26 protein-coding genes are annotated in these 25,094 nt (G+C 47.0%); 18 read left to right on the top strand and 8 right to left on the bottom strand.

Going from position 1 to position 25,094, the window contains the following annotated elements; genetic code table 11:
* Positions 1–4: 4 nt before the first annotated feature.
* A complete protein-coding gene (locus ACMX2I_RS05105; RefSeq protein WP_414956365.1) occupies positions 5–1,354 on the bottom strand; it encodes a nucleobase:cation symporter-2 family protein in 1,350 nt (449 codons plus the stop codon).
* A 146-nt stretch (positions 1,355–1,500) separates the two neighbouring features.
* The gene (pucR, locus tag ACMX2I_RS05110; RefSeq protein WP_414956366.1) at positions 1,501–3,096 is read right to left on the bottom strand and encodes a purine catabolism transcriptional regulator PucR; all 1,596 of its coding nucleotides are present in this window, start codon (positions 3,094–3,096) and stop codon (positions 1,501–1,503) included.
* Between the two features lie 174 nt (positions 3,097–3,270).
* Between pucR and ACMX2I_RS05115 the strand changes: the two genes are divergently transcribed.
* Positions 3,271–4,614, top strand: a complete 1,344-nt coding sequence (locus tag ACMX2I_RS05115) for an allantoinase (protein WP_414956367.1) — start codon at positions 3,271–3,273, stop codon at positions 4,612–4,614.
* A gap of 16 nt (positions 4,615–4,630) precedes the next feature.
* On the opposite strand, the gene ACMX2I_RS05120 is transcribed toward ACMX2I_RS05115, so the two are convergent.
* Positions 4,631–5,899 (bottom strand): glycosyltransferase, encoded by a 1,269-nt coding sequence (locus ACMX2I_RS05120; RefSeq protein ID WP_414956368.1) that lies wholly within the window; start codon positions 5,897–5,899, stop codon positions 4,631–4,633.
* A 108-nt stretch (positions 5,900–6,007) separates the two neighbouring features.
* Between ACMX2I_RS05120 and ACMX2I_RS05125 the strand changes: the two genes are divergently transcribed.
* The 6 genes from ACMX2I_RS05125 (at position 6,008) to yunB (ending at position 10,697) form a co-directional block, all read left to right on the top strand.
* Positions 6,008–6,355, top strand: coding sequence for a hypothetical protein (locus tag ACMX2I_RS05125; RefSeq protein ID WP_414956369.1), 348 nt, complete (start codon positions 6,008–6,010; stop codon positions 6,353–6,355).
* 37 nt (positions 6,356–6,392) lie between these two features.
* Entirely contained in the window at positions 6,393–7,241 is an 849-nt protein-coding gene (locus tag ACMX2I_RS05130; protein ID WP_414958294.1) for a DUF72 domain-containing protein, read from the top strand.
* Positions 7,242–7,258: 17 nt separating this feature from the next.
* Positions 7,259–8,080, top strand: a complete 822-nt coding sequence (locus ACMX2I_RS05135; protein ID WP_087993333.1) for a sulfite exporter TauE/SafE family protein — start codon at positions 7,259–7,261, stop codon at positions 8,078–8,080.
* Between the two features lie 19 nt (positions 8,081–8,099).
* Positions 8,100–9,488 carry a bifunctional metallophosphatase/5'-nucleotidase gene (locus tag ACMX2I_RS05140; RefSeq protein ID WP_414956370.1) on the top strand — a complete coding sequence of 463 codons (1,389 nt, stop codon included), beginning with the start codon at positions 8,100–8,102 and terminating at the stop codon, positions 9,486–9,488.
* A gap of 64 nt (positions 9,489–9,552) precedes the next feature.
* Positions 9,553–9,858, top strand: a complete 306-nt coding sequence (locus ACMX2I_RS05145) for a YunC family protein (RefSeq protein WP_289348040.1) — start codon at positions 9,553–9,555, stop codon at positions 9,856–9,858.
* Between the two features lie 71 nt (positions 9,859–9,929).
* The gene (yunB, locus tag ACMX2I_RS05150) at positions 9,930–10,697 is read left to right on the top strand and encodes a sporulation protein YunB (RefSeq protein ID WP_414956371.1); all 768 of its coding nucleotides are present in this window, start codon (positions 9,930–9,932) and stop codon (positions 10,695–10,697) included.
* Positions 10,698–10,723: 26 nt separating this feature from the next.
* Here the strand turns inward: yunB and lytH are convergent, their stop codons facing one another.
* Positions 10,724–11,704, bottom strand: a complete 981-nt coding sequence (gene lytH, locus ACMX2I_RS05155) for an L-Ala--D-Glu endopeptidase (protein ID WP_394716330.1) — start codon at positions 11,702–11,704, stop codon at positions 10,724–10,726.
* Between the two features lie 236 nt (positions 11,705–11,940).
* On the opposite strand from lytH, the gene lipA reads away from it, so the two are divergent.
* Positions 11,941–12,837 carry a lipoyl synthase gene (lipA, locus tag ACMX2I_RS05160; protein ID WP_087993329.1) on the top strand — a complete coding sequence of 299 codons (897 nt, stop codon included), beginning with the start codon at positions 11,941–11,943 and terminating at the stop codon, positions 12,835–12,837.
* A gap of 15 nt (positions 12,838–12,852) precedes the next feature.
* On the opposite strand, the gene ACMX2I_RS05165 is transcribed toward lipA, so the two are convergent.
* Positions 12,853–13,488, bottom strand: coding sequence for a YhcN/YlaJ family sporulation lipoprotein (locus ACMX2I_RS05165; RefSeq protein WP_414956372.1), 636 nt, complete (start codon positions 13,486–13,488; stop codon positions 12,853–12,855).
* Between the two features lie 113 nt (positions 13,489–13,601).
* On the opposite strand from ACMX2I_RS05165, the gene ACMX2I_RS05170 reads away from it, so the two are divergent.
* Genes ACMX2I_RS05170 through nucF form a run of 3 tightly spaced genes read left to right on the top strand, consistent with a single transcriptional unit; the run spans position 13,602 to position 15,134 of the window.
* A complete protein-coding gene (locus ACMX2I_RS05170; protein ID WP_087993327.1) occupies positions 13,602–13,877 on the top strand; it encodes a YutD family protein in 276 nt (91 codons plus the stop codon).
* Between the two features lie 23 nt (positions 13,878–13,900).
* Positions 13,901–14,335, top strand: a complete 435-nt coding sequence (locus ACMX2I_RS05175; protein WP_414956373.1) for a DUF86 domain-containing protein — start codon at positions 13,901–13,903, stop codon at positions 14,333–14,335.
* A gap of 28 nt (positions 14,336–14,363) precedes the next feature.
* Positions 14,364–15,134 (top strand): 5' nucleotidase NucF, encoded by a 771-nt coding sequence (gene nucF, locus ACMX2I_RS05180; protein ID WP_414956374.1) that lies wholly within the window; start codon positions 14,364–14,366, stop codon positions 15,132–15,134.
* 25 nt (positions 15,135–15,159) lie between these two features.
* On the opposite strand, the gene ACMX2I_RS05185 is transcribed toward nucF, so the two are convergent.
* On the bottom strand, positions 15,160–15,660 hold the full coding sequence (locus tag ACMX2I_RS05185) for a phosphatidylglycerophosphatase A (RefSeq protein ID WP_087993324.1): 501 nt from the start codon (positions 15,658–15,660) through the stop codon (positions 15,160–15,162).
* 152 nt (positions 15,661–15,812) lie between these two features.
* On the opposite strand from ACMX2I_RS05185, the gene cotNH reads away from it, so the two are divergent.
* From cotNH to ACMX2I_RS05210, 5 genes are all read left to right on the top strand, one after another.
* Entirely contained in the window at positions 15,813–16,832 is a 1,020-nt protein-coding gene (gene cotNH / locus ACMX2I_RS05190) for a spore coat-associated protein CotNH (RefSeq protein WP_414956375.1), read from the top strand.
* 200 nt (positions 16,833–17,032) lie between these two features.
* Positions 17,033–18,334, top strand: a complete 1,302-nt coding sequence (locus ACMX2I_RS05195) for a homoserine dehydrogenase (protein ID WP_414956377.1) — start codon at positions 17,033–17,035, stop codon at positions 18,332–18,334.
* Positions 18,334–19,392 carry a threonine synthase gene (gene thrC / locus ACMX2I_RS05200; protein WP_414958295.1) on the top strand — a complete coding sequence of 353 codons (1,059 nt, stop codon included), beginning with the start codon at positions 18,334–18,336 and terminating at the stop codon, positions 19,390–19,392. The genes ACMX2I_RS05195 and thrC overlap by 1 nt, the downstream gene beginning before the upstream one ends.
* Positions 19,389–20,318 carry a homoserine kinase gene (gene thrB / locus ACMX2I_RS05205; protein ID WP_414956378.1) on the top strand — a complete coding sequence of 310 codons (930 nt, stop codon included), beginning with the start codon at positions 19,389–19,391 and terminating at the stop codon, positions 20,316–20,318. The genes thrC and thrB overlap by 4 nt, the downstream gene beginning before the upstream one ends.
* Before the next feature lie 108 nt (positions 20,319–20,426).
* Positions 20,427–22,400 (top strand): S9 family peptidase, encoded by a 1,974-nt coding sequence (locus ACMX2I_RS05210; RefSeq protein WP_414956379.1) that lies wholly within the window; start codon positions 20,427–20,429, stop codon positions 22,398–22,400.
* 41 nt (positions 22,401–22,441) lie between these two features.
* On the opposite strand, the gene ACMX2I_RS05215 is transcribed toward ACMX2I_RS05210, so the two are convergent.
* Entirely contained in the window at positions 22,442–22,738 is a 297-nt protein-coding gene (locus ACMX2I_RS05215; protein ID WP_250621913.1) for a NifU family protein, read from the bottom strand.
* A 136-nt stretch (positions 22,739–22,874) separates the two neighbouring features.
* Between ACMX2I_RS05215 and ACMX2I_RS05220 the strand changes: the two genes are divergently transcribed.
* Positions 22,875–23,201: a YuzD family protein gene (locus tag ACMX2I_RS05220; RefSeq protein ID WP_414956380.1), complete on the top strand. Its 327-nt coding sequence runs from the start codon at positions 22,875–22,877 to the stop codon at positions 23,199–23,201.
* A 280-nt stretch (positions 23,202–23,481) separates the two neighbouring features.
* On the opposite strand, the gene ACMX2I_RS05225 is transcribed toward ACMX2I_RS05220, so the two are convergent.
* The gene (locus ACMX2I_RS05225) at positions 23,482–24,549 is read right to left on the bottom strand and encodes an NAD(P)/FAD-dependent oxidoreductase (RefSeq protein WP_414956381.1); all 1,068 of its coding nucleotides are present in this window, start codon (positions 24,547–24,549) and stop codon (positions 23,482–23,484) included.
* A 262-nt stretch (positions 24,550–24,811) separates the two neighbouring features.
* Between ACMX2I_RS05225 and ACMX2I_RS05230 the strand changes: the two genes are divergently transcribed.
* Entirely contained in the window at positions 24,812–25,048 is a 237-nt protein-coding gene (locus tag ACMX2I_RS05230) for a YuzB family protein (RefSeq protein ID WP_087993317.1), read from the top strand.
* Positions 25,049–25,094 lie beyond the last annotated feature (46 nt).

Consider the following 25,094-nt stretch of genomic DNA (forward strand, 5'->3'; position numbering starts at 1 on the left):
TTTTTCACACCTCTTTTTCTAATGCGAGTGTATGGTCTAATACCGCGAGTTCTGTTTTCTGCGCTGTTGTTTCTTTTTTGCCGCGCAAGCTGAAAAATAGATTCAAAAAGATGGCGGTCAGGCTTCCGGCGATGGTGCCGTCACTGACGAGAATCCGGATCGGAGCGGGGAATTCCGCGAAAATGGCGGGCACCGTGCTGGCGCCAATGCCGAGTGCGATTGAGCATGCGATGGTCAGGAGGTGATATTGATTTTTGAGATCCGCTGTACTGAGCATTTTGACGCCGGATGCAATGACCATACCGAACATGACAACGGTCGCGCCTCCCAGCACAGCCGCAGGAACGGCGGAAGCAAGGGCGGCAATCTTCGGAATCAGTCCGAGGCAGATAAGGATACAGCCTGCGGTAATGATGACATTTCTCGTTTTTACCTTTGTCAGCTGCAATAAGCCGGCATTTTGCGCAAAGGTGTTATAGGGAAAGGCGTTGAACAGCCCGCCGATGAGAATGGCGATTCCTTCCGCCCGGTAGCCTTTGACAAGGTCGTTTTCGCTTAGCGGTCTGCCGCATATCTTTCCGATCGCGTAGAACACGCCGGTTGATTCCACAATAATGACGATTCCGACGATCAGCATCATTAAGATCGGGCCGATCTCAAATGAAGGGGTTCCAAAGTAAAATGGCTTCGGGATTTGAAATAACGGTGCTTCAATAACAGAAGAAAAGCTGACTTTGCCCATGGTGGCTGCTGCCGCTGTTCCGGCGGCGATTCCGATCAGAACGGAAAGCGTTCGGGCAAATCCTTTGAGAAAACGGTTGAGAGCTAAGATCAGGACTAGGACGCCGACAGAGAGAAGAAGGTTTTCGAGTGAACCGTATTCGGGGTTGGCGCTGCCGTTTATTTTTTCGCCGCCAGCCATATTTTTCACACCTGTCGGAACAAGAGAAAGGCCGATTAAGGTTACAACAGTTCCTGTTACGACAGGGGGGAATAACACGGTCAGCTTGCCAAAAAAACGCGCAAATAAGAAGATAAACATACCTGCCGCGATGATTGAACCGTAAACCGCGGCAATGCCGTGATTCGCGCCGATGGCAATCATCGGGGTGACGGCCACAAATGAACTGCCGAGCATGACGGGAAGCCCGATGCCGATGTATGCGCCGCGCAAGGTTTGCAAAAGCGTCGCGGCGCCGCACGTTAACAGGTCAATCGCCAACAGGTAAGACAGTTGTTCTGTTGTTAAGTTCAGCGCCCTGCCGACAAGCAGGGGCGCCATAATCGCACCTGCATACATGGCCAGCACATGCTGCAGGCCAAGAGAAAAAACCGCAAACGATTTTTGTTTCACCATAGTCCCTCCTTTTATATGTGAACTTTAGTAACATGATAGCGTGCCGATTGTCGGGTGTCATTGGATACAGTAGCCGAAAAAGACAGGTGTTATTGCTGAAAGTGACGAAAAGCGATTTAGTTTGTAAGAAAATATGACGGGTGTTAGCTGATCAGCCGCTGCATCCGCAAGGCAAGCCGCAAACGCATCGTCGTGTCAGGGTCTTTTAAGCTTTTGCCCAGCAGTTCCTCACATTTTTCAAGGCGGTAGATAACCGTATTCCGATGAACGTACAAACGCTTTGCCGTCTCGGAAATTTGGCAGTGTGTCTCTAAATAGACGGACAGCGTATGAAGCAGGCTTTGATCCTCCTGCTGTTTTTCAGCGAGGCTTTGAAGTGTCGAGTGATAAAATTTCTTCAAATCCTCAACTGGGAGCAGGCGAAGAAGCTCAGGCACATCTTTGGCGTGATACACCTGAATAAACGCCGTGCTTCTTGACAAATGCCCTGATTGCAGGGCGTCAGATGCCTCTGTGAAAGCGTCGGGAATATCAATGAGCTTTTGGCATATATTGCTGATGCCAAAGGACACAGTCCGTTTAAATTGAGCTTTGACTTGTGTTTGGAACTGCTCTAAAAAGCTGATCACTGAGGCGTGCATTTCACTCCAGCTGTCTGTCGCTTCGATCAGAATAATGCCGACATTTCCTTTAATAAAGAGATGGGGCGGAAAAGGGAAGGCCGATAATTCGCCTTCAAGAAACTCGAATACATTGTCGGAGGCGAGCTGATTTTCTGTAAAGCTGATCGATTCGTCATTTCGGTCGAGTTTTCCGGCGATGCACATATATTTTTGATCCCAGCGCAGCTTAAATTCCTTCGCCCGGTTTTTGATTTCCTCGTCTGAAGAAAATGACCGTTCAATAAAATTGCTGAAAAACTCATTGCGCGCCCGCCGCCCGTATTGCTTCAGCGCATTTTCCTTCAGCAGTTCAAAAGAAATCACGTTGGCCGCTTGTTCAATCGTGAGAACCAATCCTTTGTCGCTGGCCTGCACCATGTCAAGTATCAGCAGGTAGCCGCAGTTTTTTTCGTGATTATAAATAGGAAGGACAGAATAGGTTTTATGATCGGAGATCGCAGAGAAACAAGTGAAAAACGGCCCTGATATGGTATTCAGGGTTCCTTTCAGCTTTTCGGTTTCAAATGAAATCTGATGGGACGCAGACAGCATTTTAGCATGCTGGTCAAGCAGCAGTACGGGAAGCTGAAGGAGGTCTGACACCTTTTTGAGGAGAGATTGCAGCCCTTTGCCGCTCATAATGTGGTTTGTGAATTTTTTGTGCGCGTAAATGGCTTGCCGCAGCTCGTTAGAACGCATATCAAGAATGTGGCTGAGTGTCGCATTCACAATATCCCCGAGGCGGATGTGTTCGGGAAGCTCAATAATCGGGAACGCGTATGAATCGGCCAGCTCGATAATTTCCTTCGGGATATCCTCTAGGTAGCGCTTTGTTTTAATGCCCAGTCCCGCGCAGCCGCGTTTTGCCATTTGCTGAATCAGTTTAGATAACTGGTGCGGATGATCTTTCAGGTGATAGGCGGTGGTGACGAGCAATTCATTTTTATGCAGAAAGTCTGCGATATCCGGAGCATCCATCATATTGACATGCTGAACCTCTCTTTCTCCTCCTGCTTTTCCCGCGATTAAATGGGCGTTTTCATAAGCCGGTATTTTCATCACATCTAAAATATTCATAGCGCATTCTCCTTTTCTATAAAAACATTAGTTAAGATGAATAATTTTCAATAGGAATTCTAGCGGTTTTGCTGATGTAATACGATCATAGTAGCAGTAAACTATTCAAAATAGAACGGATTGTGTGACATAAACTGACATAAAAAATCGTCATCCTGACATGGGGGGATCAGTATGAATTACGATATGGTGATAAAAGGTGCGAAAGCAGTTACGCCAAGTGGCGTTAAAAAAGCTGATATTGCAGTGCGAAACGGTATCATTGCCGAGATTGGATCTGCCATTGAAGCAGGCGGGGCAGCTGTTGTACAGGCAAGCGGACAATATGTGTTTCCGGGTGCGGTAGACTGCCATGTTCATTTCAATGAACCGGGCAGAGAGGACTGGGAGGGGATTGAAACAGGCTCGCAGATGATGGCAGCAGGCGGCTGCACCACTTATTTTGATATGCCGCTCAATTGCATTCCATCAACCGTGACGGCAGAACATCTTCTCGCAAAAGCAGAACTCGGCAGGCAAAAATCAGCGGTTGATTTTGCGCTATGGGGCGGCCTCGTCCCCGGCCATATCGAGGACATCCGCCCAATGGCTGAGGCGGGAGCGATCGGGTTTAAAGCATTTTTATCAAAATCAGGCACAGACGAGTTCACCTCTGTTGATGAACGGACATTGCTCAAAGGCATGACAGAAATCGCGGCTGCAGGAAAAATCCTCGCTCTTCACGCGGAGAGTGACGCGATCACAAGCTATTTGCAGATGGTTTTGGCTAATAAAGGAAGGGTGGATGCGGATGCGTACGCCGCCTCCCGCCCGGAGGAAGCCGAAGCTGAAGCGGTGTATCGCACGATTCAGTATGCGAAGGCGACGGGGTGTCCGGTTCATTTTGTCCATATCAGCACGGCGAAAGCGGTTCGGCTGATCAGGGAGGCGAAACAGGAAGGCCTTGATGTTTCGGTCGAGACATGCCCGCATTATCTCTTGTTCAGCCACGATGATTTACGTGAAAAGGGCTCTGCCGCAAAATGCGCGCCCCCGCTCCGTTCACCGCAATCAAAGGAAGCGCTGATCGAGGCGCTCATTGCGGGGCAGATTGACATGGTCTCCTCTGACCATTCTCCTTGCCGTCCGTCCTTAAAGCGGGAGGATAATTTGTTTTTATCGTGGGGCGGAATCAGCGGCGGGCAGTTCACTTTATTAGGAATGCTGGAACTGGCGCTTGAGCATCAGATTCCGTTTGAAACCATCGCTGAATGGACAGCGGCGGCCCCTGCGAGACGATTCGGCCTGCAGCAAAAAGGGCGGCTTGAAGAGGGATGTGATGCGGATTTTGTCCTCGTCGACATGGAGCCGTACACTGTCACGAGAGAATCGATGTTTGCAAAGCATAAGCTAAGCCTTTACGAAGGACATACATTTCCCTGCCGCATTTCGGCCACATACAGTAAAGGTCGGTGCGTGTACAGCGGCAGGGACAAAGCAGAAGGAGCAATTGACGGAGCCATGGTCGTTCCATCGTAAAAAACCCCGGCAGATTTTATGTTGCCGGGGTTTTTTCCTCTAGTTTTTCTTCAATAAAGTCCGCAGTATGTCTTACTCCATCTTCTTTTTTAATAAGAGCTGCAGCTTCAGAAGCCCGTTGAGAATACGTATGGTTGGAAACCAGTTCGTGGATTCTGGAAACGAAGGCTTCAACTGACATCTTTTTTTCTTTCAGAGGGGCATCAGCCACTCCGATGTCTCGCATTTTTCTTGCCCAAAAAGGCTGATCCCCAGAGAATGGGCATATTATCATTGGTTTGCCAGCTTTCAATGCCGCGGCTGTAGTCCCGGCGCCACCATGATGAATGACTGCTCGTGATTGAGGAAAAATCCAGCTGTGAGGCATGGACCCGGCTGTGAAAATATGAGGTGAATCTGTCGTCTGTTTGATCCCGCTCCAGCCCGTCAGCAAAATGGCGCGCTGCCCGGCTTCTTTGAATGCTTGCTGAAGCATGTTCAGAATGTGATCCGGGTTTCGTAATGGCATACTGCTAAAACTAACGGTAAAAGGAGGCGGCCCCGCTTCTAAAAAATGCAACAGCTCAGGTGGAGGGGTCCAGGCATCTTCGTCTAAAAACCAGAATCCTTTCATTGAAACATGACCTTCCCATTGTTGGTCAAAGGGAATGATGGAAGGGCTGCATCCATACAGAACAGGAATATGCTTTCCATTCAGTACGGAATCATCCTTAAAAACAGAACGTTTACCAGACAGGCCGAGTGTCTCATGTCTCCACTTGTTAACCAGCGAAAAAAATGATGCGGTTAATAATCGATTGATTTTAAAACTGGCCCTGTTAAGCGTTCCGCTCCGCATGGCAAATGGCAGGACAGGATTTGTAAAATGGCGGGTGGGAGCTATAACAGGAACGGGGTGAGCAATAAAGGCAGGGATGTGCAGGGCTTCGGCAAGATCATAACCGCCAAATACTTTAGGGTGATAAATGATTGCATCGGCATCTTGAGCGACCGTCCAAATATCGTCTAACATTTGTTCCATCATTGGGTAAATGACGGTTTTCATCTGGCTGACAATAGATAGCGGATTTCCTTTCAGTATGTTTTTCCCTTCTTCTGATTGCGTCAAATCTGCGTAATCGGCTCTGATGGCTGAAAAGGAGAGCCTGTTTTTCTCCGCTAGATCTTTGAACGCGTCTTCAGTGCAAATCGTCACATGATGTCCGCGTCTGGATAATTCTTTTCCCAATGCGATAAAGGGCTGTACATCGCCTCTCGTCCCGATCGTCAGCAGGTTGATTTTCATGATTCGCCTCCGGAATGTCATTCATTACCACTAATTTATCATACATAAGCACCTATCAGTTTTTAAAATGCAATCAACGTGGTATCTTTTTTGAAGGAGGCGGAGGCAATGGAACATATCAAATACATACTCAAGCAATCATGGTCGCGTCATACGAGCTCTAAATGGACGGAAGAATGCCCGGCATGCGGCCAATGCGGTGTGACGGCTTTGGTGATTCAGGATCAATTCGGCGGCGCCATTTATAAAACAAAAGTCGGTGAGAGCTGGCATTTTTATAACTGGATCAACGGCGTGGTGTATGACTTTACGAGTGAACAGTTCCAGGCGCCTATTGACTATCAGCATATTCCTTCCTCAAGGGAAGAGGCGTTTTTAGATACGAATGAGAAACAATATCAGCATCTTTGTTCAGCGTTTTCCCGCTACATGAATAGCATTTCCGAGGAAACCTGAAAACACGTGTGATAAACTGGAAGAGAGGTGAATGATTGTGATTTATATCGGACTGACGGGATGGGGGGATCATGACAGCATCTATCCGCCGAAAACGGCCAGCCAGAAAAAATTGCAGGCCTATTCCTCCCATTTTCCGATCGTTGAATTAGACGCGAGCTTTTACGCGATTCAGCCGGCGCGAAATAATGAAAAGTGGGTGAAGGAAACGCCGGAAACCTTCCAATTTATCGTGAAAGCGTATCAGGGCATGACGGGGCATCAGCGCGGCGACATTCCCTTTGACTCAAAAGAGGAGATGTTTGACGCGTTTAAGGTGTCTTTAACGCCATATTTACATAGCAATAAGCTCGCCATGGTGCTGTTTCAATTTCCGCCGTGGTTTGACTGCAAGAAGGAGAATGTCGCTTATTTGAGATGGTGCAAGCACCAAATGGGCGATATCCCATGCGCGCTTGAATTCAGAAACCGCTCCTGGTTCTCGCCGCCATTTTATGAGCAGACGCTTTCATTTATGAAAGCGGAAGGCTGGATTCACAGTGTCTGTGATGAACCGCAAATCGGAGAAGGCAGCGTGCCGACTGTGCTGCGCGTGACCAATGAAAACAAAACGCTTGTCAGGTTTCACGGGCGCAACAAGCAGGGCTGGATGAAGCCTGATGGCGGGAAAAACTGGCGGGAGGTCAGGTACTTATACCGCTACAATCAACAGGAGCTTGCGGATTGGAAAAACCACCTGAATGAATTACAGCAGCAATGTAAGGATGTTTTTGTCCTGTTCAATAACAATTCCGGCGGAGACGCCGCGGATAACGGCAAGCAGATGCTTGAACTGCTTGATATCGAGTATAGCGGACTTGCTCCGAGACAGCTCGATTTATTTTAGAAAAGAGGTTTTGTTTGATGTCGTTTGTGATTTTGGCCGTACTGGGATTAGTTGCAGGTACGGTAGGAAGCCTGATTGGGCTTGGCGGCGGAATTGTCATCGTTCCGTCTCTGATGTTTTTGAGCACAGTGACGCCGCTGTATCAAGATGTGACGCCGCAGGTTGCGATTGGAACTTCGCTTTTGGTCATTATTTTTACGGGTCTTTCTTCAACTTTGGCTTATATTAAATATAAAACCGTTGATTATAAAAGCGGGCTCATATTCTTTATCGGTTCAGGGCCCGGCAGTATTCTCGGGGCTTACGTGTCAAAGCTGTTCAATTCAAACTCGTTTTCTATTTGGTTTGGCATTTTTATGATTCTGATTTCATTAACCTTAATGCTGAAAGCGAAAGCCCGGCCGGTCAACAAAGCTCATAAAGGAATGATTCGGACATTTCAGGATGAGGCTGGTGAGCCTTATACGTATTCATATCAGGCCCCTGTCGGCATTGCGATTGCTTTTGTTGTCGGCTTTTTAGGCGGGCTTTTCGGAATAGGCGGCGGATCGCTCATGGTTCCGGCGATGATGCTGTTATTCCTGTTTCCGCCGAAGGTTGCGGTGGCAACGTCCATGTTTATTATATTCCTGTCCTCAATGACAGGGTCTGTTTCACATATTATTTCCGGGCACGTCAATTGGCTGTACGCCCTCGCGCTTGTGCCCGGCGCTTGGATCGGCGGAAAGCTTGGCGCCGCCATCAACAGAAAAATGAAGACGAAAACGATCGTGATGATCATGCGGATCGTGTTGATTTTGATCGGCTGCCAGCTCATTTATGAAGGCATTTTCAGCTGAACGATTAGGGAGAGATAATATGAAAGAGAAGCTCCGCTTATATCATACCAATGATTTGCACAGCCATTTTGAAAACTGGCCGAAAATTGTAGATTATATCGAGCAGAAAAGAAAAGAGCGTCAATCAGACAGCGGAGAGACGCTCGTTTTTGATATTGGCGATCATCTTGATCGTTTTCATTTCGTGACAGAGGCGACTTTCGGAAAAGCGAATGTCGATCTCTTAAACCGTCTTCATATTGATGGAGCGACGATCGGCAATAACGAAGGGATCACGCTTCCGCATGAAGAGCTCGCTGCCTTATATCATCATGCTGAATTTCCCGTTATCGTCTCCAATCTGTATGACAAAAACGGAAACCGTCCATCCTGGGCGGTTCCTTACCATATCAAATCATTAAAAAACGGTATGTCCATTGCTATCTTAGGCGTAACTGTGCCGTATTATCCTGTCTATGACAAGCTGGGATGGACAGTAACCGATGCCCTTGAAAGCGTAAAGGAAACCATACGGGAAGTGAGAGGGCAGGCTGACATCATCGTTCTGCTGTCGCATTTAGGCATTCTTGATGATCAGAAAGTGGCTGAAGCGGTCCCAGAGATTGATGTGATCCTCGAATCGCACACCCATCATTTGCTTGAAGATGGACAAGTGGTAAACGGCGTATTGCTTGCCAGCGCCGAGAAATACGGACATTATGTCGGCTGTGTAGAAATCACAGTCGACAGCGTACAGCGAAGCATCATCAGCAAAACAGCGTCTGTGCAGAACATGGCGGAATGGACAGGAGAATCCGAAGAAACAAAAGCGTTTCTTCATGAAAAAGAACATGAAGCCGAAGATAAGTTGTCCGACGCCGTTGCGGAGCTTGCGCAAGATGCTGAGGTGAAGTGGTTTGAAGAATCAGAGCTGCCTTTGCTTTTGGCATTCGCGCTAAAGGAATGGTGCGGGACGGACATGAGTATGGTGAATTCCGGTGTCATTCTCGGTCCGCTGAGAGAGGGCCCTGTGACGAAGCTGGATCTGCACCGCATCTGTCCCCATCCGATCAACCCGGTGGCTGTCCGCCTGACGGGAGAAGAACTGAAAGAGACCATTGTCCATGCGGCTTCCGAACAAATGGAGCAGCTCCGGATCAAAGGGCTCGGTTTCCGCGGAGAAGTAATGGGGAAAATGGTATACGCGGGTGTTGATGTAGAAACGAAACGGCTGGATGACGGGATCACGCATGTCACACGCGTCACGCTGAACGGGGAAGAGATTGATAAACATAAACAATACTCCGTTGCCGTGCTTGACATGTTTACGCTCGGCAGACTGTTCCCGATCATCCGCGACGCCGCAGAAAAAGAATATTTTATGCCGGAGTTTTTGCGGGATCTGCTCGCATGGAAGCTCGCGCAATAAGGAGGTCAGCCCACAACAAGCTTTGCCCTTCATCATAAAGTGATGAATGAAGGGAGTGGTTGACGTGGTAAATCTGACACCAATCATGATAGAAGGACAGCCTTTTACAGCTGTGACAGTGAAGCTTCCAAAGACAAATTTTATGGCGGTCACTAATGATTATGGATACATTATGTGCGGGGCGCTTGATGTGGCGCTGCTGAATGAAAAATTAAAGGAGCGGGGCATTGTGGCGGGGCGCGCAGTTGGGGTACGCACCATTGACCAGCTGTTAGACGCTCCATTAGAATCCGTCACGTACGCCGCGGAAGATCTCGGCATCCATGCCGGCATGAGCGGCAGAGAAGCGCTTTTAAAAATGGTGAAATAAAATAATTTGGCCCGGCTATTACTATGTCCCCTCTTACAAGCATACATTGTGATATGTAAGGGGGGATTTTCTTGCCAAGATATCGCGGCCCTTTTCGCAAGAGAGGACCTTTGCCTTTCCGGTACGTGCTGCTCTTGTCGGTTTCCTTTTTTATCCTTTCGACAACAGTCAGCCTCTGGATGATCAATGGCTCGATTAAACCTGTTTTAATGAGCATCGGCGAGATGGAAACGAAGCGTATAGCGACAGAGGTGATTCAGGATTCAATTGAGGATTATATGTCTGACAGTGAAAATATGAAAGATATGTTTCAAATGAATTCTGATGAAAACGGAAAATTAACGACAATCGATTTTAATACACAGGTTATAAACAGTGTGAAAACAAAAGTGACAAAGCAGCTTCAGGCTCATTTGAAAGAGATGGAAACCCACACCGGGCACAGCGGGGCCAGTGAGAATATAATGATCAACATTCCGCTGGGACAGGTAACAGGCAACAGTCTCCTTGGAAACCTGGGGCCAAAAATACCGGTCCGGTTCAATTTAATCGGTGACGCTTTTACAGATGTCAAAACCAAAATCAAGCCGTATGGCATTAATAATGCACTTATTGATATCAGCATCTTTGTCGAAATTAAAGTAAAGGTTATCATTCCGTTTGCAAGCAAAACCGCTGTCATCACAAATAACGTTCCTGTATCGATTAAAGCAGTGCAGGGCGAAGTGCCGCAGTTTTATAACGGAAGCGGCGGCTCAGGTGTCACCCCATCTGTCCAGCTTCCAAGCAGCAAAGAAGAGGACAGTGCCGATTCGAAAAGTGAAAAAGGCAGTCAATAAGCCGCCTGCTGAGAGGCGGCTTTTCGTTATTTCTTTTTTTTGTATTCATATCGCTCCCACGCTCTCAAATGCGGGTATGGATCAAACGACCATTCGGTTTTTCCGTTATCTTTGTACATGCCGTAGTGAAGGTGCGGCGGGAACTTTCCGGCGGTTCCCGGCGGGCCGTATCCTGAGCTGCCGACTGACCCGATCACTTGGCCGGGCTCAACGATTTGTCCTGCTTTTATCCCTTTGGCAAAGCCATTTAGATGGGCAAAATAATGATACGTATTGTTAATGTCTCTGATGCCGATTCTCCATCCGCCGAAGCGGTTCCAGCCCTTCATTTCAACTACGCCGTAACAGGTGGATCTGACCGGAAGGCCGTAACGGGCAAAAATATCCGTGCCTTCATGAATCCGTCTTCCCCCGAAGCCGCGTGCATCTCCCCACGTGCTTCGATAGCTGTAATCGGTTCTGATCGGAAGCGGAAACGCATGCTCGTCCAGATCAATATGGCCGTAAGTTTTAAACAGCTTCATGAATTCAGAGATGATCCCTACTGTCTGATCCCGGCGGTAATAATTCCAAAGCCCGATGCGGATGTTGTCTTCATCTGTGCCATACGACAGCAAGTATTGGCTGAATGTATACAAAATATCGTCATCATTGCTGACCTCGGCTTTCCCGTCACCGTCACCATCCATACCGATTCCGTCAAACACTTTAATGCTTAACGGCGCATCGTCTTTCGGATTCGGGTTTTCAGGTCCGCTCCAGATTTCATCGGGTATATAGATGCTGATGATTCCCGCTTTGTCAGGCAGGTCTTTTCGGTTGCTTCGCACATTTTCCTCGTATTGATCTACTGCGGCGAGCGCATACCAAGGAATCTGCGTCACAGCCTCGACTTTATGATATAATTCCATCCGTTTCGACAGCACTGAATCAGAAAGCTTTTTTCCAAACGCAGAAGGCTCAAACGCAAACAAAAGGAGAAGAAGAGCGGATAACAAAACTTTCACAAAAATAATCTCCTTTCATATTGAATACACATAGTTTGCGGCAAGCCGGCTTAAAAATGTCAGTAATCATCTTCCCTTGTCGAGAAATTTTTCCTATGTTAAAGTGTCTAAAGAAAAGACTTTCTTTAGTTAGAAAAACATGATTTATGCTGCAGAAATAAAACCTGCACCTTTCTCGTTTTCAGAATGTTTCGTGCCAGAAATTTGAGTATATTGGATATTGGAGATGATGGGAATTGGCAAAGAAAGACGAACACCTCAGAAAGCCCGAATGGCTCAAAATCAAATTAAATACAAATGAAAACTATACAGGGCTCAAAAAACTCATGCGGGAAAACAACCTGCATACCGTATGCGAAGAAGCTAAATGTCCGAATATTCATGAATGCTGGGCGGTCAGACGTACAGCGACATTTATGATTTTAGGTTCTGTTTGTACAAGAGCATGCCGTTTTTGTGCTGTCAAAACGGGCCTTCCAACTGAGCTTGATCTGCAAGAGCCGGAACGCGTAGCGGATTCTGTCGCCCTTATGAATCTGAAACACGCGGTCATTACGGCTGTTGCGCGTGACGACCAGAAAGACGGCGGAGCTGGCATTTTCGCGGAAACGGTCCGTGCGATCCGCAGAAAAAGCCCGTTCACGACAATTGAGGTGCTCCCGTCTGATATGGGCGGAAACTACGATAACCTGAAAACCTTGATGGATACACGCCCAGACATCCTGAATCACAATATCGAAACGGTTCGCCGCCTGACGCCAAGAATCCGCGCGCGCGCGACGTACGATCGTTCACTGGAATTTTTGCGCCGTGCGAAAGAAATGCAGCCTGATATTCCGACAAAATCAAGCATCATGATCGGACTCGGTGAAACGAAAGAAGAAATTATTGAAGTCATGGACGACCTCTTGGCAAACAACGTGGATATTATGGCAATCGGCCAATATCTGCAGCCGACGAAGAAACACTTGAAAGTCCAAAAATACTATCACCCTGACGAATTTGCAGAATTAAAGGAAATCGCGATGCAAAAAGGCTTCAGCCACTGTGAAGCCGGTCCGCTTGTCCGTTCATCTTACCATGCCGATGAACAGGTGAACGAAGCATCTAAAAAGCGCCAAGCACAAGCATAATGCCAAAACGCCAGATCATCTGGCGTTTTTGTCATTCCTATTGATTTTCATGTCCTGGCGGGTTTCTCCGTTGGCATTTTCATTCTCTGAGACAGGGCTTCCTTGCGGAGAGGTTTTCATTTCTTCAATCGTCCTCGACATGTTCTCTCTGATATTTCTGGAACCGGAGCCGATATGGCTGTCATTTTCGATGGACTGCATATGGTTTGGGTTATCGGAAATATACACATGATAGTATCGCGGAATCACTGAAGCGGCTGTTTTTTTCACCTGATCGGCCGTCAGCTCGCGGTTTTTGGAATCGGTTTTATATACGACAAGCGCTTCTTGATCGGTCACCAGCGTTGCAGCCTCTTGAATATGGGGGAGCTGAACCGTTAAACTTGATATCATGTGAGCGGTTTCTTCCCGGTTCATCACCGGTGCTTGCTGCTGTTCGCCGTCGAATTGTTCTTTTTGATAGCGGACATAGCCAAATTGTTCGTTCTTATCATGCCGGTTAAAAGCCTCGTTGCGGTCAGACACATGAATGGGTCTGGTTTGATTCTGCTTCTGATTTTGGGCGTTTTGCTCGGCATTATCAAATCCTGCACCTCCGCACCCGGATAAAAGTCCAGTCAACAGGCAGAGACTGACAGCAGTTCGTTTCATATATAAATCCCTCCTCATATGTAGGGTAGCCAAATCTCATGATTTATTCTTTAGCAATTGATGGGGACGGGGCAATGAATTATGATAGGAATGAGTGAAAAAGAGGTGAGATCATGATTCTTATTCAAAATGCCGAATTTGAATTGGTGCACAATTTCAAAGAAGGCTTCAACGAAGAGGCTTTTAAAGCCCGCTACTCCGATATTTTAAATAAATACGATTATATTGTGGGAGACTGGGGATACGGTCAGCTCAGGCTCAAGGGCTTCTTTGACGACCAGAATCAAAAGGCAACCTTCGAAACGAAAATCAGCACACTAGATGAATACATTTACGAATACTGCAATTTCGGCTGTGCGTATTTTGTCTTGAAACGGATCAGAAAATAAACATACACAAAGGGGATGCTGTCATGTATTTTGTCGACAGAAACAAGATCGAGCAAACACTCGGGTTCTTTGAGCACCAGCTGGCGCTTTTTAACTCACAAAGAGATTGGCAGTCTGAAATCGAGAGACTGGCGCTTGAGCGTATAGGCCATCTGTTAATCGAGTGCATTCTGGATACAGGCAATGACATGATTGACGGTTTTATTATGCGGGACCCGGGCAGCTATAATGACATTATGGACATACTTGTTGATGAAAAAGTTGTCACGGAAAAAGAGGGAACTGAGCTCAAGAAATTGATCGCCTACCGCAAAACATTGGTTCAGCAGTACCTGCTCGCTGACAGCGCCAAGCTTTACAGGCTGATCACGGCGCATCAGACAGCTCTTCAAGAATTCCCGAAACGGATCAGAAGCTACTTGGAAACAGAGCTTGGCCCTGTTTCCGCGTTTAAATAACAACTGGAAAGCCACAGGAGTGTTGGACATGAAAACATATAAAGGGTATTTAATTGATTTAGACGGAACAATGTACAATGGCACGGAAAAAATCGAGGAAGCGTGTGAATTTGTCAGAACGCTGAAAGCGCGCGGCGTTCCTTATCTTTTCGTGACAAACAACTCTTCGCGCACACCGAAGCAGGTGGCGGACAAGCTCGTGTCTTTTGATATTCCTGCAACGGAAGAGCAGGTCTTCACGACCAGCATGGCGACTGCCCAGCATATCGCCCAGCAGAAAAAAGACGCGTCTGTGTATGTCATCGGGGAAGAAGGAATCCGTCAGGCGATTGAAGAAAAAGGCCTGACGTTTGGCGGGGAAAACGCGGATTTTGTCGTTGTTGGTATTGACCGTTCCATTACATACGAAAAATTTGCTGTCGGCTGCCTGGCCATCAGAAATGGCGCCCGCTTTATTTCCACAAACGGAGATATTGCAATCCCCACTGAAAGAGGCCTCCTGCCTGGAAACGGTTCGCTGACATCTGTATTAACCGTATCCACAGGCGTACAGCCGGTATTTATCGGCAAGCCGGAATCAATCATTATGGAGCAGGCGATGCGCGTTCTCGGAACGGATGTGTCCGAAACACTCATGGTCGGCGACAACTACGCGACGGACATTATGGCCGGCATTAACGCCGGTATGGATACGCTGCTTGTGCACACAGGTGTAACAAAAAGAGAGCATATGACAGACGATATGGAAAAACCAGCTCACGCCATTGACTCACTGACTGAATGGATTCCATACATTTAAAAAAGGGCGCCCAAAAAGGGTGCCCTTATTCTGTGTGCCGCGCGCGGTGTGCGAGCCTGCTTGAGGCCGCGGCGGAAATCGCTCCGACGATGTCATCTAGAAAGGTATGGCATTCGCCGGTTGATTTATCATTCAAATGTTTAAGGATTCCGGGTTTTTCTTTATCGATGTAACCGTAGTTCGTAAACCCGATTGATCCGTAAATATTTACGATGGAAAATGCCAGAACTTCATCCACTCCATATAAACTTTCATCTGTTTCCAGCATCGTTTGCACTGGTTCAGACAGTTTTTTCTGCTCAGCAAGAACATCCAATTCAATGCCCGTTAAAATCGCGTTTTGCACTTCGCGTTTTGCGAGAACGCGATTGACGTTCAACGTGCATTCATCAATGTGTAAATCCGGATGATATTTTTTTTGCAGGAAAAAGACTAGCTCGGCAATGTCTGACACCTCAACGCCGCGCTCCTTCATCCGCGCTCTTGCTTTTGCTTCCATCTGGCTGATTTGTTCGTTTTCTGACATCAATTTCACCCAATCTTTTTTACTAGTTTATACAAAATATTTGAGATGTTTACGACTTTTTCTTGCGTCTTCGTCGGATTAAAATATGTATTCATAATTCCGGACGTGTATGACTACGATGTGATGAGCCCTAATTCAATAGGCAGGTGATCATGGTGAAAGGCACAATAAAAGAAAAATACGGTATTCATATCAGGCAGCTTTCCATGTATCAGCACACATATCAATGCTTTCAGACACCGAATTCATTCTTTCTGATTGTCCCCGTTTCCCAATTCTCAGATACAGAGTTGGCGGAGCTTTATTACATGAGTCAGTATTTACAAGAACAAAGTGACCCATACGTTCCGATTTTTATCTTTACAAAACAAGGTGAGCTGACATTTGAACATGAGGGAAAAACGTACGCTCTGCTGAAAGCGGCACCACCTTATTCAAACCGGGCGTTCTCCATTGGGACGGAACTGGCGGAATTTCACCGAAAAGGCAGAAGGTATCCGTATGAAGTGAAGGCAGCCGGAAGAATCGGCCAGTGGAAAGATTTGTGGGGAAAACGCATTGATCAGTTGGAAGTGTTTTGGCAGCGAAAGGTTCAGACTCCTCCGCACGAGCCATTCGATAAAAAAATGATCGAATCATTTCCATATTATTTAGGACTGTCAGAAAACGCGATACAGTATTTAGTGGACACTGAGCTGGATGACAAACCCCAAGCCGCTGATTCTGGAACGATATGCCATCAGCGGATGGAAAGACATACGTGGTCATCCGAATCTTTGATCAGGATTCCTGCGGATTGGGTATTTGACCATGCTTCACGCGATTTGGCTGAGTATATGAGGCACACGTTTTTGCATCACAGACAAGATTTTAATCAGCAGGGCTTTCTCTTTTTACAGGAATACGAGAAAGTCACGCCGCTGTCTTCGTTTTCAAAACGTCTCCTGTACAGCCGTCTGCTCTTTCCGCTTCATTATTTTGAAATCGTGGAGAGCTACTACATGTCATCAGAATCAGAAAAGCATTATTATGAAGAGCAGCTTGACTTCATTCTGAATGATTGCGGACGCTATGAACAATTTCTCAATACAGCACAGGAATTCATGAATATGCGGGCGCAGAAGCCATTTGTTCCCCGCGTAAGCTGGCTCGGCAAAGGAAGCCGCGGATGAGGAGAAAATCTGACAAAAATAATTAGAAAATAAAGAATCTTGTCATATCAGTAGGTTAAGCGTTTACATTCGTAAAATTCAGCCTATTGCTATCTTGTCAAAACAAGAGCGGGCTTATATAATGTTTGTAACTTATATGTCTGTGTTGAGTTAACAATTGTCTTTTTTGAGAGGACAATTAAACGAAAGGTGGAGTTTTTTTGAAAGCGATTCGTGTAGGGCTTTTAGGTTTAGGTACCGTCGGAAGCGGTGTCGTTAAAATTATTCAAGACCATCAGGATAAGCTGATGCATCAAGTCGGCTGTCCGGTTACGATAAAAAAAGTGCTTGTAAAAGATCTAGAGAAAAAGAGAGAAGTAGATTTGCCGAAGGAAGTGCTCACGACAGAAGTGTATGATGTCATCGATGATCCAGATGTTGATGTCGTTATCGAGGTAATTGGCGGAGTGGAGCAGACAAAACAATATTTGGTCGACGCGCTCAGATCGAAAAAGCATGTTGTCACAGCAAACAAAGATTTAATGGCTGTGTACGGCTCCGAGCTGCTTGCGGAAGCGAAGGAAAATGGCTGCGACATCTTCTTTGAAGCCAGTGTTGCCGGCGGGATTCCGATTCTGCGCACGTTAGAGGAAGGCCTCTCATCAGACCGGATTACAAAAATGATGGGGATCGTGAACGGAACAACGAACTTTATCTTAACAAAAATGATCAAAGAAAAAAGCCCTTACGAGGAAGTGCTCAAGGAAGCGCAGGATCTCGGTTTTGCCGAAGCTGATCCGACTTCAGACGTGGAAGGGCTTGACGCCGCAAGAAAAATGGCGATATTGGCGCGCCTCGGCTTCTCAATGAACGTGGACCTCGATGACGTCAAAGTAAAGGGAATCTCCCAAATTACAGACGAGGACATCAGCTTCAGCAAACGCCTTGGCTATACGATGAAGCTGATCGGGATTGCGCAGCGTGACGGCAGCAAAATTGAAGTCAGCGTTCAGCCGACACTGCTTCCTGACCACCATCCGCTTTCTGCCGTGCATAATGAGTTTAACGCCGTTTACGTATACGGCGAGGCTGTCGGTGAGACGATGTTCTACGGACCGGGAGCCGGAAGCATGCCGACTGCGACATCCGTTGTTTCTGATCTTGTCGCCGTCATGAAAAATATGCGCCTCGGCGTAACCGGCAACAGCTTTGTTGGGCCGCAATACGAGAAAAACATGAAGTCGCCGTCAGACATTTACGCGCAGCAATTTTTAAGAATTCATGTTAAAGATCAGGTCGGTTCATTCTCGAAAATTACGTCTGTCTTCTCAGAACGGGGCGTGAGCTTTGAAAAGATCCTGCAGCTGCCGATTAAAGGCCATGATGAGTTAGCAGAAATCGTGATTGTCACGCACCATACATCAGAAGCTGATTTCAGTGATATCCTGCAAAACCTAAATGATTTGGAAGTCGTTCAAGAAGTCAAAAGCACATATCGTGTAGAAGGGAACGGTTGGAGTTAATGTGGAAAGGACTAATCCATCAATATAAAGAATTTTTACCTGTAACAGATCAAACACCGGCGCTTACTTTACATGAAGGAAACACACCTCTTATTTACCTGCCGAAGCTGTCTGAACAGCTGGGAATTGAACTTCATGTCAAAACGGAAGGCGTCAATCCTACAGGATCATTTAAAGACCGCGGAATGGTCATGGCTGTGGCGAAAGCAAAAGAAGAAGGCAACGACACGATTATGTGCGCGTCTACAGGAAACACTTCCGCTGCTGCGGCTGCATATGCAGCCCGCGCTGACATGAAATGCATCGTGATCATTCCGAACGGCAAAATCGCGTTTGGAAAACTGGCTCAAGCTGTCATGTACGGAGCTGAAATTATCGCTATTGACGGAAACTTTGACGATGCGCTTAAAATTGTCCGCTCCATCTGTGAGAAATCACCAATTGCCCTTGTCAACTCAGTTAACCCTTACCGCATTGAAGGCCAAAAAACAGCTGCCTTCGAAGTGTGCGAACAGCTGGGAGAAGCGCCGGATGTTTTGGCCATCCCGGTCGGAAACGCAGGAAACATTACGGCATACTGGAAGGGATTCAAGGAATATCATGAGAAAAACGGCACTGGCCTTCCGAAAATGCGCGGATTTGAAGCGGAAGGCGCGGCGGCAATCGTGCGCAATGAAGTAATTGAAAATCCGGAAACAATAGCGACAGCCATTCGTATCGGAAACCCTGCAAGCTGGGACAAAGCTGTAAAGGCAGCTGAGGAATCCAACGGGAAAATTGACGAAGTCACTGATGATGAAATCCTTCACGCGTATCAGCTGATCGCCCGTGAAGAAGGTGTGTTTGCAGAACCGGGTTCTTGCGCGTCTATCGCAGGAGTGCTGAAACAGGTGAAGTCCGGAGACATTCCGAAAGGGAGCAAGGTCGTCGCTGTTTTAACAGGAAACGGACTGAAAGATCCGAACACAGCGGTCGACATTTCAGAAATCAAGCCGGTCACATTGCCGACGGATGAAGACAGCATTCTTGAATATTTAAAAGGAGCGGCCCGTGTATGAACGAAGCCGGCATGCTGTTCACTGTCACTGTTCCCGGAAGCACGGCTAACCTAGGCCCGGGTTTTGATTCAGTCGGAATGGCGCTCAGCAGGTATTTGAAGCTGACCGTCTTTGGAAGCGACAAATGGTCTTTTGAAGCTGAAACAGAAACAGTCGCCGGAATTCCGGCGGGTACAGATAATCTGATCTATCAAGTGGCAAAACGGACAGCAGATTTGTACGGAAAAGAAATGCCTCCTGTCCATGTGAAGGTATGGAGCGATATCCCGCTCGCCCGCGGCCTTGGCAGCAGCGCCGCGGCGATTGTAGCGGCCATTGAACTGGCTGATGAATTATGCGGCTTAAAGCTGTCTGAAGCGGACAAGCTGCATTTAGCCAGCCTTGAAGAAGGACACCCGGATAATGCGGGCGCTTCTCTCGTTGGCGGGCTTGTCATCGGCCTGCATGAAGATGACGAGACACAAATGATCCGTGTCCCGGATGCTGACATTGACATTGTCGTTGTTATTCCTTTTTACGAGGTGCTGACAAGGGACGCAAGAGACGTGCTTCCGAAAGAGTTTCCGTATGCGGACGCTGTAAAAGCAAGTGCCGTCAGCAATTTGCTCATTGCTGCGATCATGTCCAAGGATTGGCCGCTTGTCGGGAAAATCATGAAGAAGGATATGTTCCATCAGCCGTACAGGGCGATGCTTGTCCCCGAATTGTCAAAAGTAGAACACGTCGCCGAGATGAAGGGCGCATATGGAACGGCTCTCAGCGGAGCAGGCCCGACGATTCTCGTGATGACTGAAAATGGAAAGGGAGCAAAGCTGAAAGAGCAGCTCACGCTTCATTTCCCTCATTGCGAAGTAGACGCTTTGACCGTTCCAAAAGAGGGAAGTATAATAGAGCGAAATCCTTTATATCAAGTAAAAAGTGTATAGAATATGCCAAGCGTTCCTCAGCGTCAGCGGAGGACGCTTTTTTTCTGCTGGAGATAAAGGAGTTTTTATTTAGAAAAACGAAATACATGTAAAAAGGAGGAGATGAATATGAAAAAGCTGATAACCGCAGAAGACATCACAGCGATTGTCTCTGTGACCGATCCTCAATACGCCCCAGACGGCAGCCGTGACGCATACGTGCAGTCGCAAGTGAATCAAGAGAAAGATTCGTATACATCAAATATATGGGTCTATGAAACGAAAACCGGCGGGTCTGTTCCTTGGACATATGGAGAAAAGCAGAGTACGGACCCAAGGTGGTCTCCGGACGGGCGTACGCTTGCCTTTATTTCTGATCGTGAAGACGATACAGCACAGCTCTATCTCATGAGCGCTGAAGGCGGAGAAGCGAGAAAGCTGACGAATATACCGTATGGCGTGTCAAAGCCGGTATGGTCCCCGGATGGCGAGTCGGTGCTTGTCACTGTCAGTTTGGGACAGGAGGAAAGGGTTGATGACCAAGAGAAAACGGAGCCGGTCAGCTTTGAACCTGTTGAAGTGAAAGGCCTTTCCTATAAACGGGACGGCAAAGGGCTGACGAGAGGTGTGTATGCCCAACTTGTGCTTGTCAGCGTGAAGTCTGGTGAAGTAAAGCAGCTGACAAACCACAAAGCCGATCATGGCGACCTTGCTTTTTCTCCTGATGGCAAATCGCTTGTTTTCTCAGCTGATCTGACAGAAGCGGATGATGCCAGCAAGCCGCATGATGTCTGGATGATGTCGCTCGAGACTGGAGATTTCAAGGTGATTACGTCTCATCGCGGCTCATTCGGACCAAGTTCATTTTCACCGGATGGAAGGTATCTTGCTTTGCTTGGGCATGAACAGGAATATCAGAATGCAACGCTCGAAAAGGCGTGGCTTTATGATCTCGAACAAGACCGCCTTACATGTCTGACTGAAATGCTTGACGTTCATTTAGCGGATGCGCTCATTGGAGATTCATTGATCGGAGGTGCCGAGCAGCGCCCGGTTTGGACAAAAGACAGCCAAGGGTTTTATGTCATCGGCACAGATCAAGGCAGTACGGGAATCTACTATATATCTATTGAAGGCCTTGTGTACCCGATTCGTCTCGAAAAAGAGTACATCAATAGTTTTTCCATTTCACCTGACGAACAACACTTTATTGCGAGTGTGACAAAGCCGGACAGACCGAGTGAGCTTTACAGCATCCCGCTTGGTCAGAAAGAGAAACGCCTGACTGGCGTGAATGACAAGTTTGTCGGCGAGCATATGATGTCAATACCTGAAGATATTCAATATGTCACAGAAGACGGCGTGACGGTGAACGGCTGGCTGATGAAGCCTGCACAGGCTGAAGAGGAAACATCATATCCTCTTATTCTCAACATACACGGCGGTCCGCACATGATGTACGGGCATACATATTTTCATGAATTTCAAGTGCTGGCGGCGAAAGGATACGCGGTAGTGTATATCAATCCGAGAGGAAGCCACGGCTACGGCCAGGAATTTGTGAATGCCGTCAGAGGAGATTATGGAGGAAAGGATTATGAGGATGTGATGCAGGCAGTGGATGAGGCCATCAAACGAGATCCGCAGCTTGATCCTGAGCGGGTAGGTGTCACGGGCGGAAGCTATGGAGGCTTTATGACCAACTGGATCGTTGGACAGACGAATCGCTTTAAAGCCGCCGTCACCCAGCGTTCGATATCAAATTGGGTCAGCTTTCACGGCGTCAGTGATATCGGCTATTTCTTCACAGACTGGCAGCTTGAGCATGACATGTTTGCAGACACAGAAAAGCTCTGGGACCGTTCCCCTTTAAAATACGCAGCAAACGTGGAGACACCGCTATTGATTCTGCATGGCGAGCGAGATGACCGGTGCCCGATTGAGCAGGCGGAGCAGCTATTTATCGCCTTGAAAAAAATGGGCAAGGACACCATGCTCGTCCGTTTTCCAAAAGCGTCGCACAATTTGTCACGCAGCGGACACCCGGGGCAGCGGATCAAGCGCCTAAATTATATCAGCTCATGGTTTGATCAATATCTCTAATAAAAAAGCCAGGCTGATCAAATATCAGCCTGGCTGCTTTATTAAAAGACTTGTTCTACTTCAACGACACCCGGCACTTCTTCAAGAAGAGCGCGTTCAATTCCGGCTTTCAGCGTAATTGTTGAACTTGGGCAGCTGCCGCATGCGCCTAGAAGACGAAGCTTAACGATACCTTCATCTATGTCTACAAGCTCACAGTCACCGCCGTCACGAAGTAAAAACGGACGAAGTTTGTCCAGTACTTCCTGCACCTGTTCTTTCATTTCAACTTCAGTCATGACATTCGCTCCTTTCGTCATCATAAAACCATTATATTCAGTGTAACAATAAAAATCTATTGTTTAGTTTGAAAAGTTGCTTTCCCTATTATAGCACATTCAGACTTGAACACAAAAACGGTTTTTTTCTATTAAAACGTCTTTTGGCTCTGTATACTGAAAAGAAAGGACTACAGAGAGAAGGGGGCGTTTATCAGTGACAAAACCAGTCATGCTCAGCGTCTACGGCGCAGAAACCATTTGTGCAAGCTGTGTCAATATGCCGACAGCCAAAGATACATACGAGTGGCTTGAGGCTGCGCTGAAAAGAAAATATCCAAATCAGCCTTTTGCGATGCAATATATCGATATTTATGAGCCACCTAACAATAAACAAGAGAAAGAGCTTGCAGAAAAAATCAGAAATGATGAGTATTTTTATCCGCTTGTTCTCGTAGAAGACAAAATTGTCGGTGAAGGCAATCCGACATTAAAAGACGTCTATAAGGAAATGGAGAAGTATGGGTATACAGAAAACCGCTGACAAGATCAGCGGTTCCAGCGTGTGGATAAACCCTCGCATTCGTTGTCAAGCCTGTGCGTTGGTGCTCACGTGTTATGAAAGGAACGGGGTTAAATGCTTAGGCGTCCTGCCTAAACACCGCCGTCATCACATCCTGTGAAAGTCCGCTCCAATGCTCGCCTTTCCTAGACTTCAAGGGTTTTCAAACACGCTGAAAAGATGAAACCGGCTAAAACTAAAACCGTTTCAGCCGTCTGTAATCATTAAAACCGCTGACAAGATCAGCGGGTCTTCTCTATCATTAACCGTTATGGTGTTTATACATCCACAGCAAGCCGGATTTCAGCATGCGCGGAACACGGCCGATCAGCGGACGGTCAGCAACAAGGCCGAAGCCGGATTTTTTTCCAAGTGAGCCAAGAACGCCTTTCAGCTTAAACTGCGGCATTGACTCTGGAAGGGCTTCTCCATTCCAGCGTTTTTGCAAGATTTGGACAATCTGCTCTGCTTGAGCCTCTGCAAGCTGAGCGCTCGGTGCATGAGGAAGGCTGGCGCAATCACCGACAACGTACAAATGTTCATCACCGGGAAGATTGTGATGCGGCGTTAATACGATGCGCCCTTGTGCACCCTTCTCCACATCTAAATCCCTGACGACTTTGTTCGGCTGTATGCCGGCTGTCCATACGATGGCGTCCGCAGAAATCGGATCATCGTGGTTATACACAACGCCTTCTTCTACTTTGGTGATATTTGCCCTGTTAATAATACGGACACCGTGCTCTTCGAACCATTTTTGCACATATTTGCTCAAACGCTCGGGAAAGCTTGATAAAATGAGATCGCCGCGGTCAAACAAAATAATGTTCAGGTCGTCACGGCTTTCCCTCAATTCACTTGCAAGCTCAACGCCGCTTAAGCCCGCGCCGACAATGGCGACAGTGGCATTAGCGCTCAGGTTATTCAGCTTTTGATAAGTTTCTCGGGACTGGTCGATGGTTTGAATGCTATAGGTGAATTCAGGCGCTCCCGGCACGTTGTGATATTTATCCTCACAGCCGAGCCCGATCACGGCGTCATCGTAAGAAATCGGTTCACGATCATGGAACAGCACTTGTTTTTGTGCAATATCAATTGATGAGATATCTCCGTATTGGACATCCAGGCGAGGGTGCTCTGGGAATGACACTCTGATATGATGGTCAGAAATTGTGCCTGCGGCAAGGGCATAATATTCTGTTTTCAAGCAGTGATAAGGATTTCTGTCAATTAACGTGATTGAAACATCATCAGGCAGCTGGTTTGGCAATAAGCGATGAAGAACACGCATATTCCCGTAACCTCCGCCGATCAAGACCAATTTTTTCATTTGAATTCCCCTTTAATCCGAAGAGTATGATAGACACATTGAAGAAAATACGAACTATGTAAAATAACATCTAGAATTATATCGAATTTGATCTAAAATCACAATAATAGTTTGAAAATAACCTACAAATTAGCCTGAAAGCGCAAATTAGTAAAACGTTATTCTGGAAATGATATGTTACGATAATAAATTTTGAAGAATCCATTGTCTTTGACGAATGGTGAAAAATTCGCGATAATGGACATATGTGAGGTGAAACCGCATGAATCCAATGATTGAATTTTGTGTCAGCAATCTGGCTCACGGCTCTCAGGAAGCCCGGGCGATTTTAGAGAAAGATCCAAACCTGGATGTCCTCGAATACGGCTGCTTAAGCTACTGCGGGAAATGCATGGAGTCGCTTTTCGCTCTTGTAAACGGAGAAGTCGTCATGGGTGAAACGCCTGCTGAGCTTGTTGAGAATATATATACATTTATTGAAGAAAACCCAATGTTTTGAAGAAAAGGGCCTGGACAGGCCCTTTTTATTTTGTCGTCCAAAAGAA

It is taken from the genome of Bacillus sp. SW14, assembly GCF_047608225.1.
Lineage (GTDB): Bacteria > Bacillota > Bacilli > Bacillales > Bacillaceae > Bacillus > Bacillus subtilis_G.

What these genes read in the sequence shown, in the direction of transcription:
- ACMX2I_RS05170 (WP_087993327.1), top strand. Translation starts at nt 13,602, where the DNA reads ATGATTCTTATTCAAAATGCCGAATTTGAATTGGTGCACAATTTCAAA.
- ACMX2I_RS05185 (WP_087993324.1), bottom strand. Translation starts at nt 15,660, where the DNA reads ATGTCAGAAAACGAACAAATCAGCCAGATGGAAGCAAAAGCAAGAGCG.
- ACMX2I_RS05140 (WP_414956370.1), top strand. Translation starts at nt 8,100, where the DNA reads ATGAAAGAGAAGCTCCGCTTATATCATACCAATGATTTGCACAGCCAT.
- ACMX2I_RS05115 (WP_414956367.1), top strand. Translation starts at nt 3,271, where the DNA reads ATGAATTACGATATGGTGATAAAAGGTGCGAAAGCAGTTACGCCAAGT.
- ACMX2I_RS05125 (WP_414956369.1), top strand. Translation starts at nt 6,008, where the DNA reads ATGGAACATATCAAATACATACTCAAGCAATCATGGTCGCGTCATACG.
- ACMX2I_RS05175 (WP_414956373.1), top strand. Translation starts at nt 13,901, where the DNA reads ATGTATTTTGTCGACAGAAACAAGATCGAGCAAACACTCGGGTTCTTT.
- ACMX2I_RS05165 (WP_414956372.1), bottom strand. Translation starts at nt 13,488, where the DNA reads ATGAAACGAACTGCTGTCAGTCTCTGCCTGTTGACTGGACTTTTATCC.
- thrC (WP_414958295.1), top strand. Translation starts at nt 18,334, where the DNA reads ATGTGGAAAGGACTAATCCATCAATATAAAGAATTTTTACCTGTAACA.
- nucF (WP_414956374.1), top strand. Translation starts at nt 14,364, where the DNA reads ATGAAAACATATAAAGGGTATTTAATTGATTTAGACGGAACAATGTAC.
- ACMX2I_RS05135 (WP_087993333.1), top strand. Translation starts at nt 7,259, where the DNA reads ATGTCGTTTGTGATTTTGGCCGTACTGGGATTAGTTGCAGGTACGGTA.
- pucR (WP_414956366.1), bottom strand. Translation starts at nt 3,096, where the DNA reads ATGAATATTTTAGATGTGATGAAAATACCGGCTTATGAAAACGCCCAT.
- ACMX2I_RS05210 (WP_414956379.1), top strand. Translation starts at nt 20,427, where the DNA reads ATGAAAAAGCTGATAACCGCAGAAGACATCACAGCGATTGTCTCTGTG.
- ACMX2I_RS05225 (WP_414956381.1), bottom strand. Translation starts at nt 24,549, where the DNA reads ATGAAAAAATTGGTCTTGATCGGCGGAGGTTACGGGAATATGCGTGTT.
- cotNH (WP_414956375.1), top strand. Translation starts at nt 15,813, where the DNA reads ATGGTGAAAGGCACAATAAAAGAAAAATACGGTATTCATATCAGGCAG.
- ACMX2I_RS05230 (WP_087993317.1), top strand. Translation starts at nt 24,812, where the DNA reads ATGAATCCAATGATTGAATTTTGTGTCAGCAATCTGGCTCACGGCTCT.
- ACMX2I_RS05120 (WP_414956368.1), bottom strand. Translation starts at nt 5,899, where the DNA reads ATGAAAATCAACCTGCTGACGATCGGGACGAGAGGCGATGTACAGCCC.
- thrB (WP_414956378.1), top strand. Translation starts at nt 19,389, where the DNA reads ATGAACGAAGCCGGCATGCTGTTCACTGTCACTGTTCCCGGAAGCACG.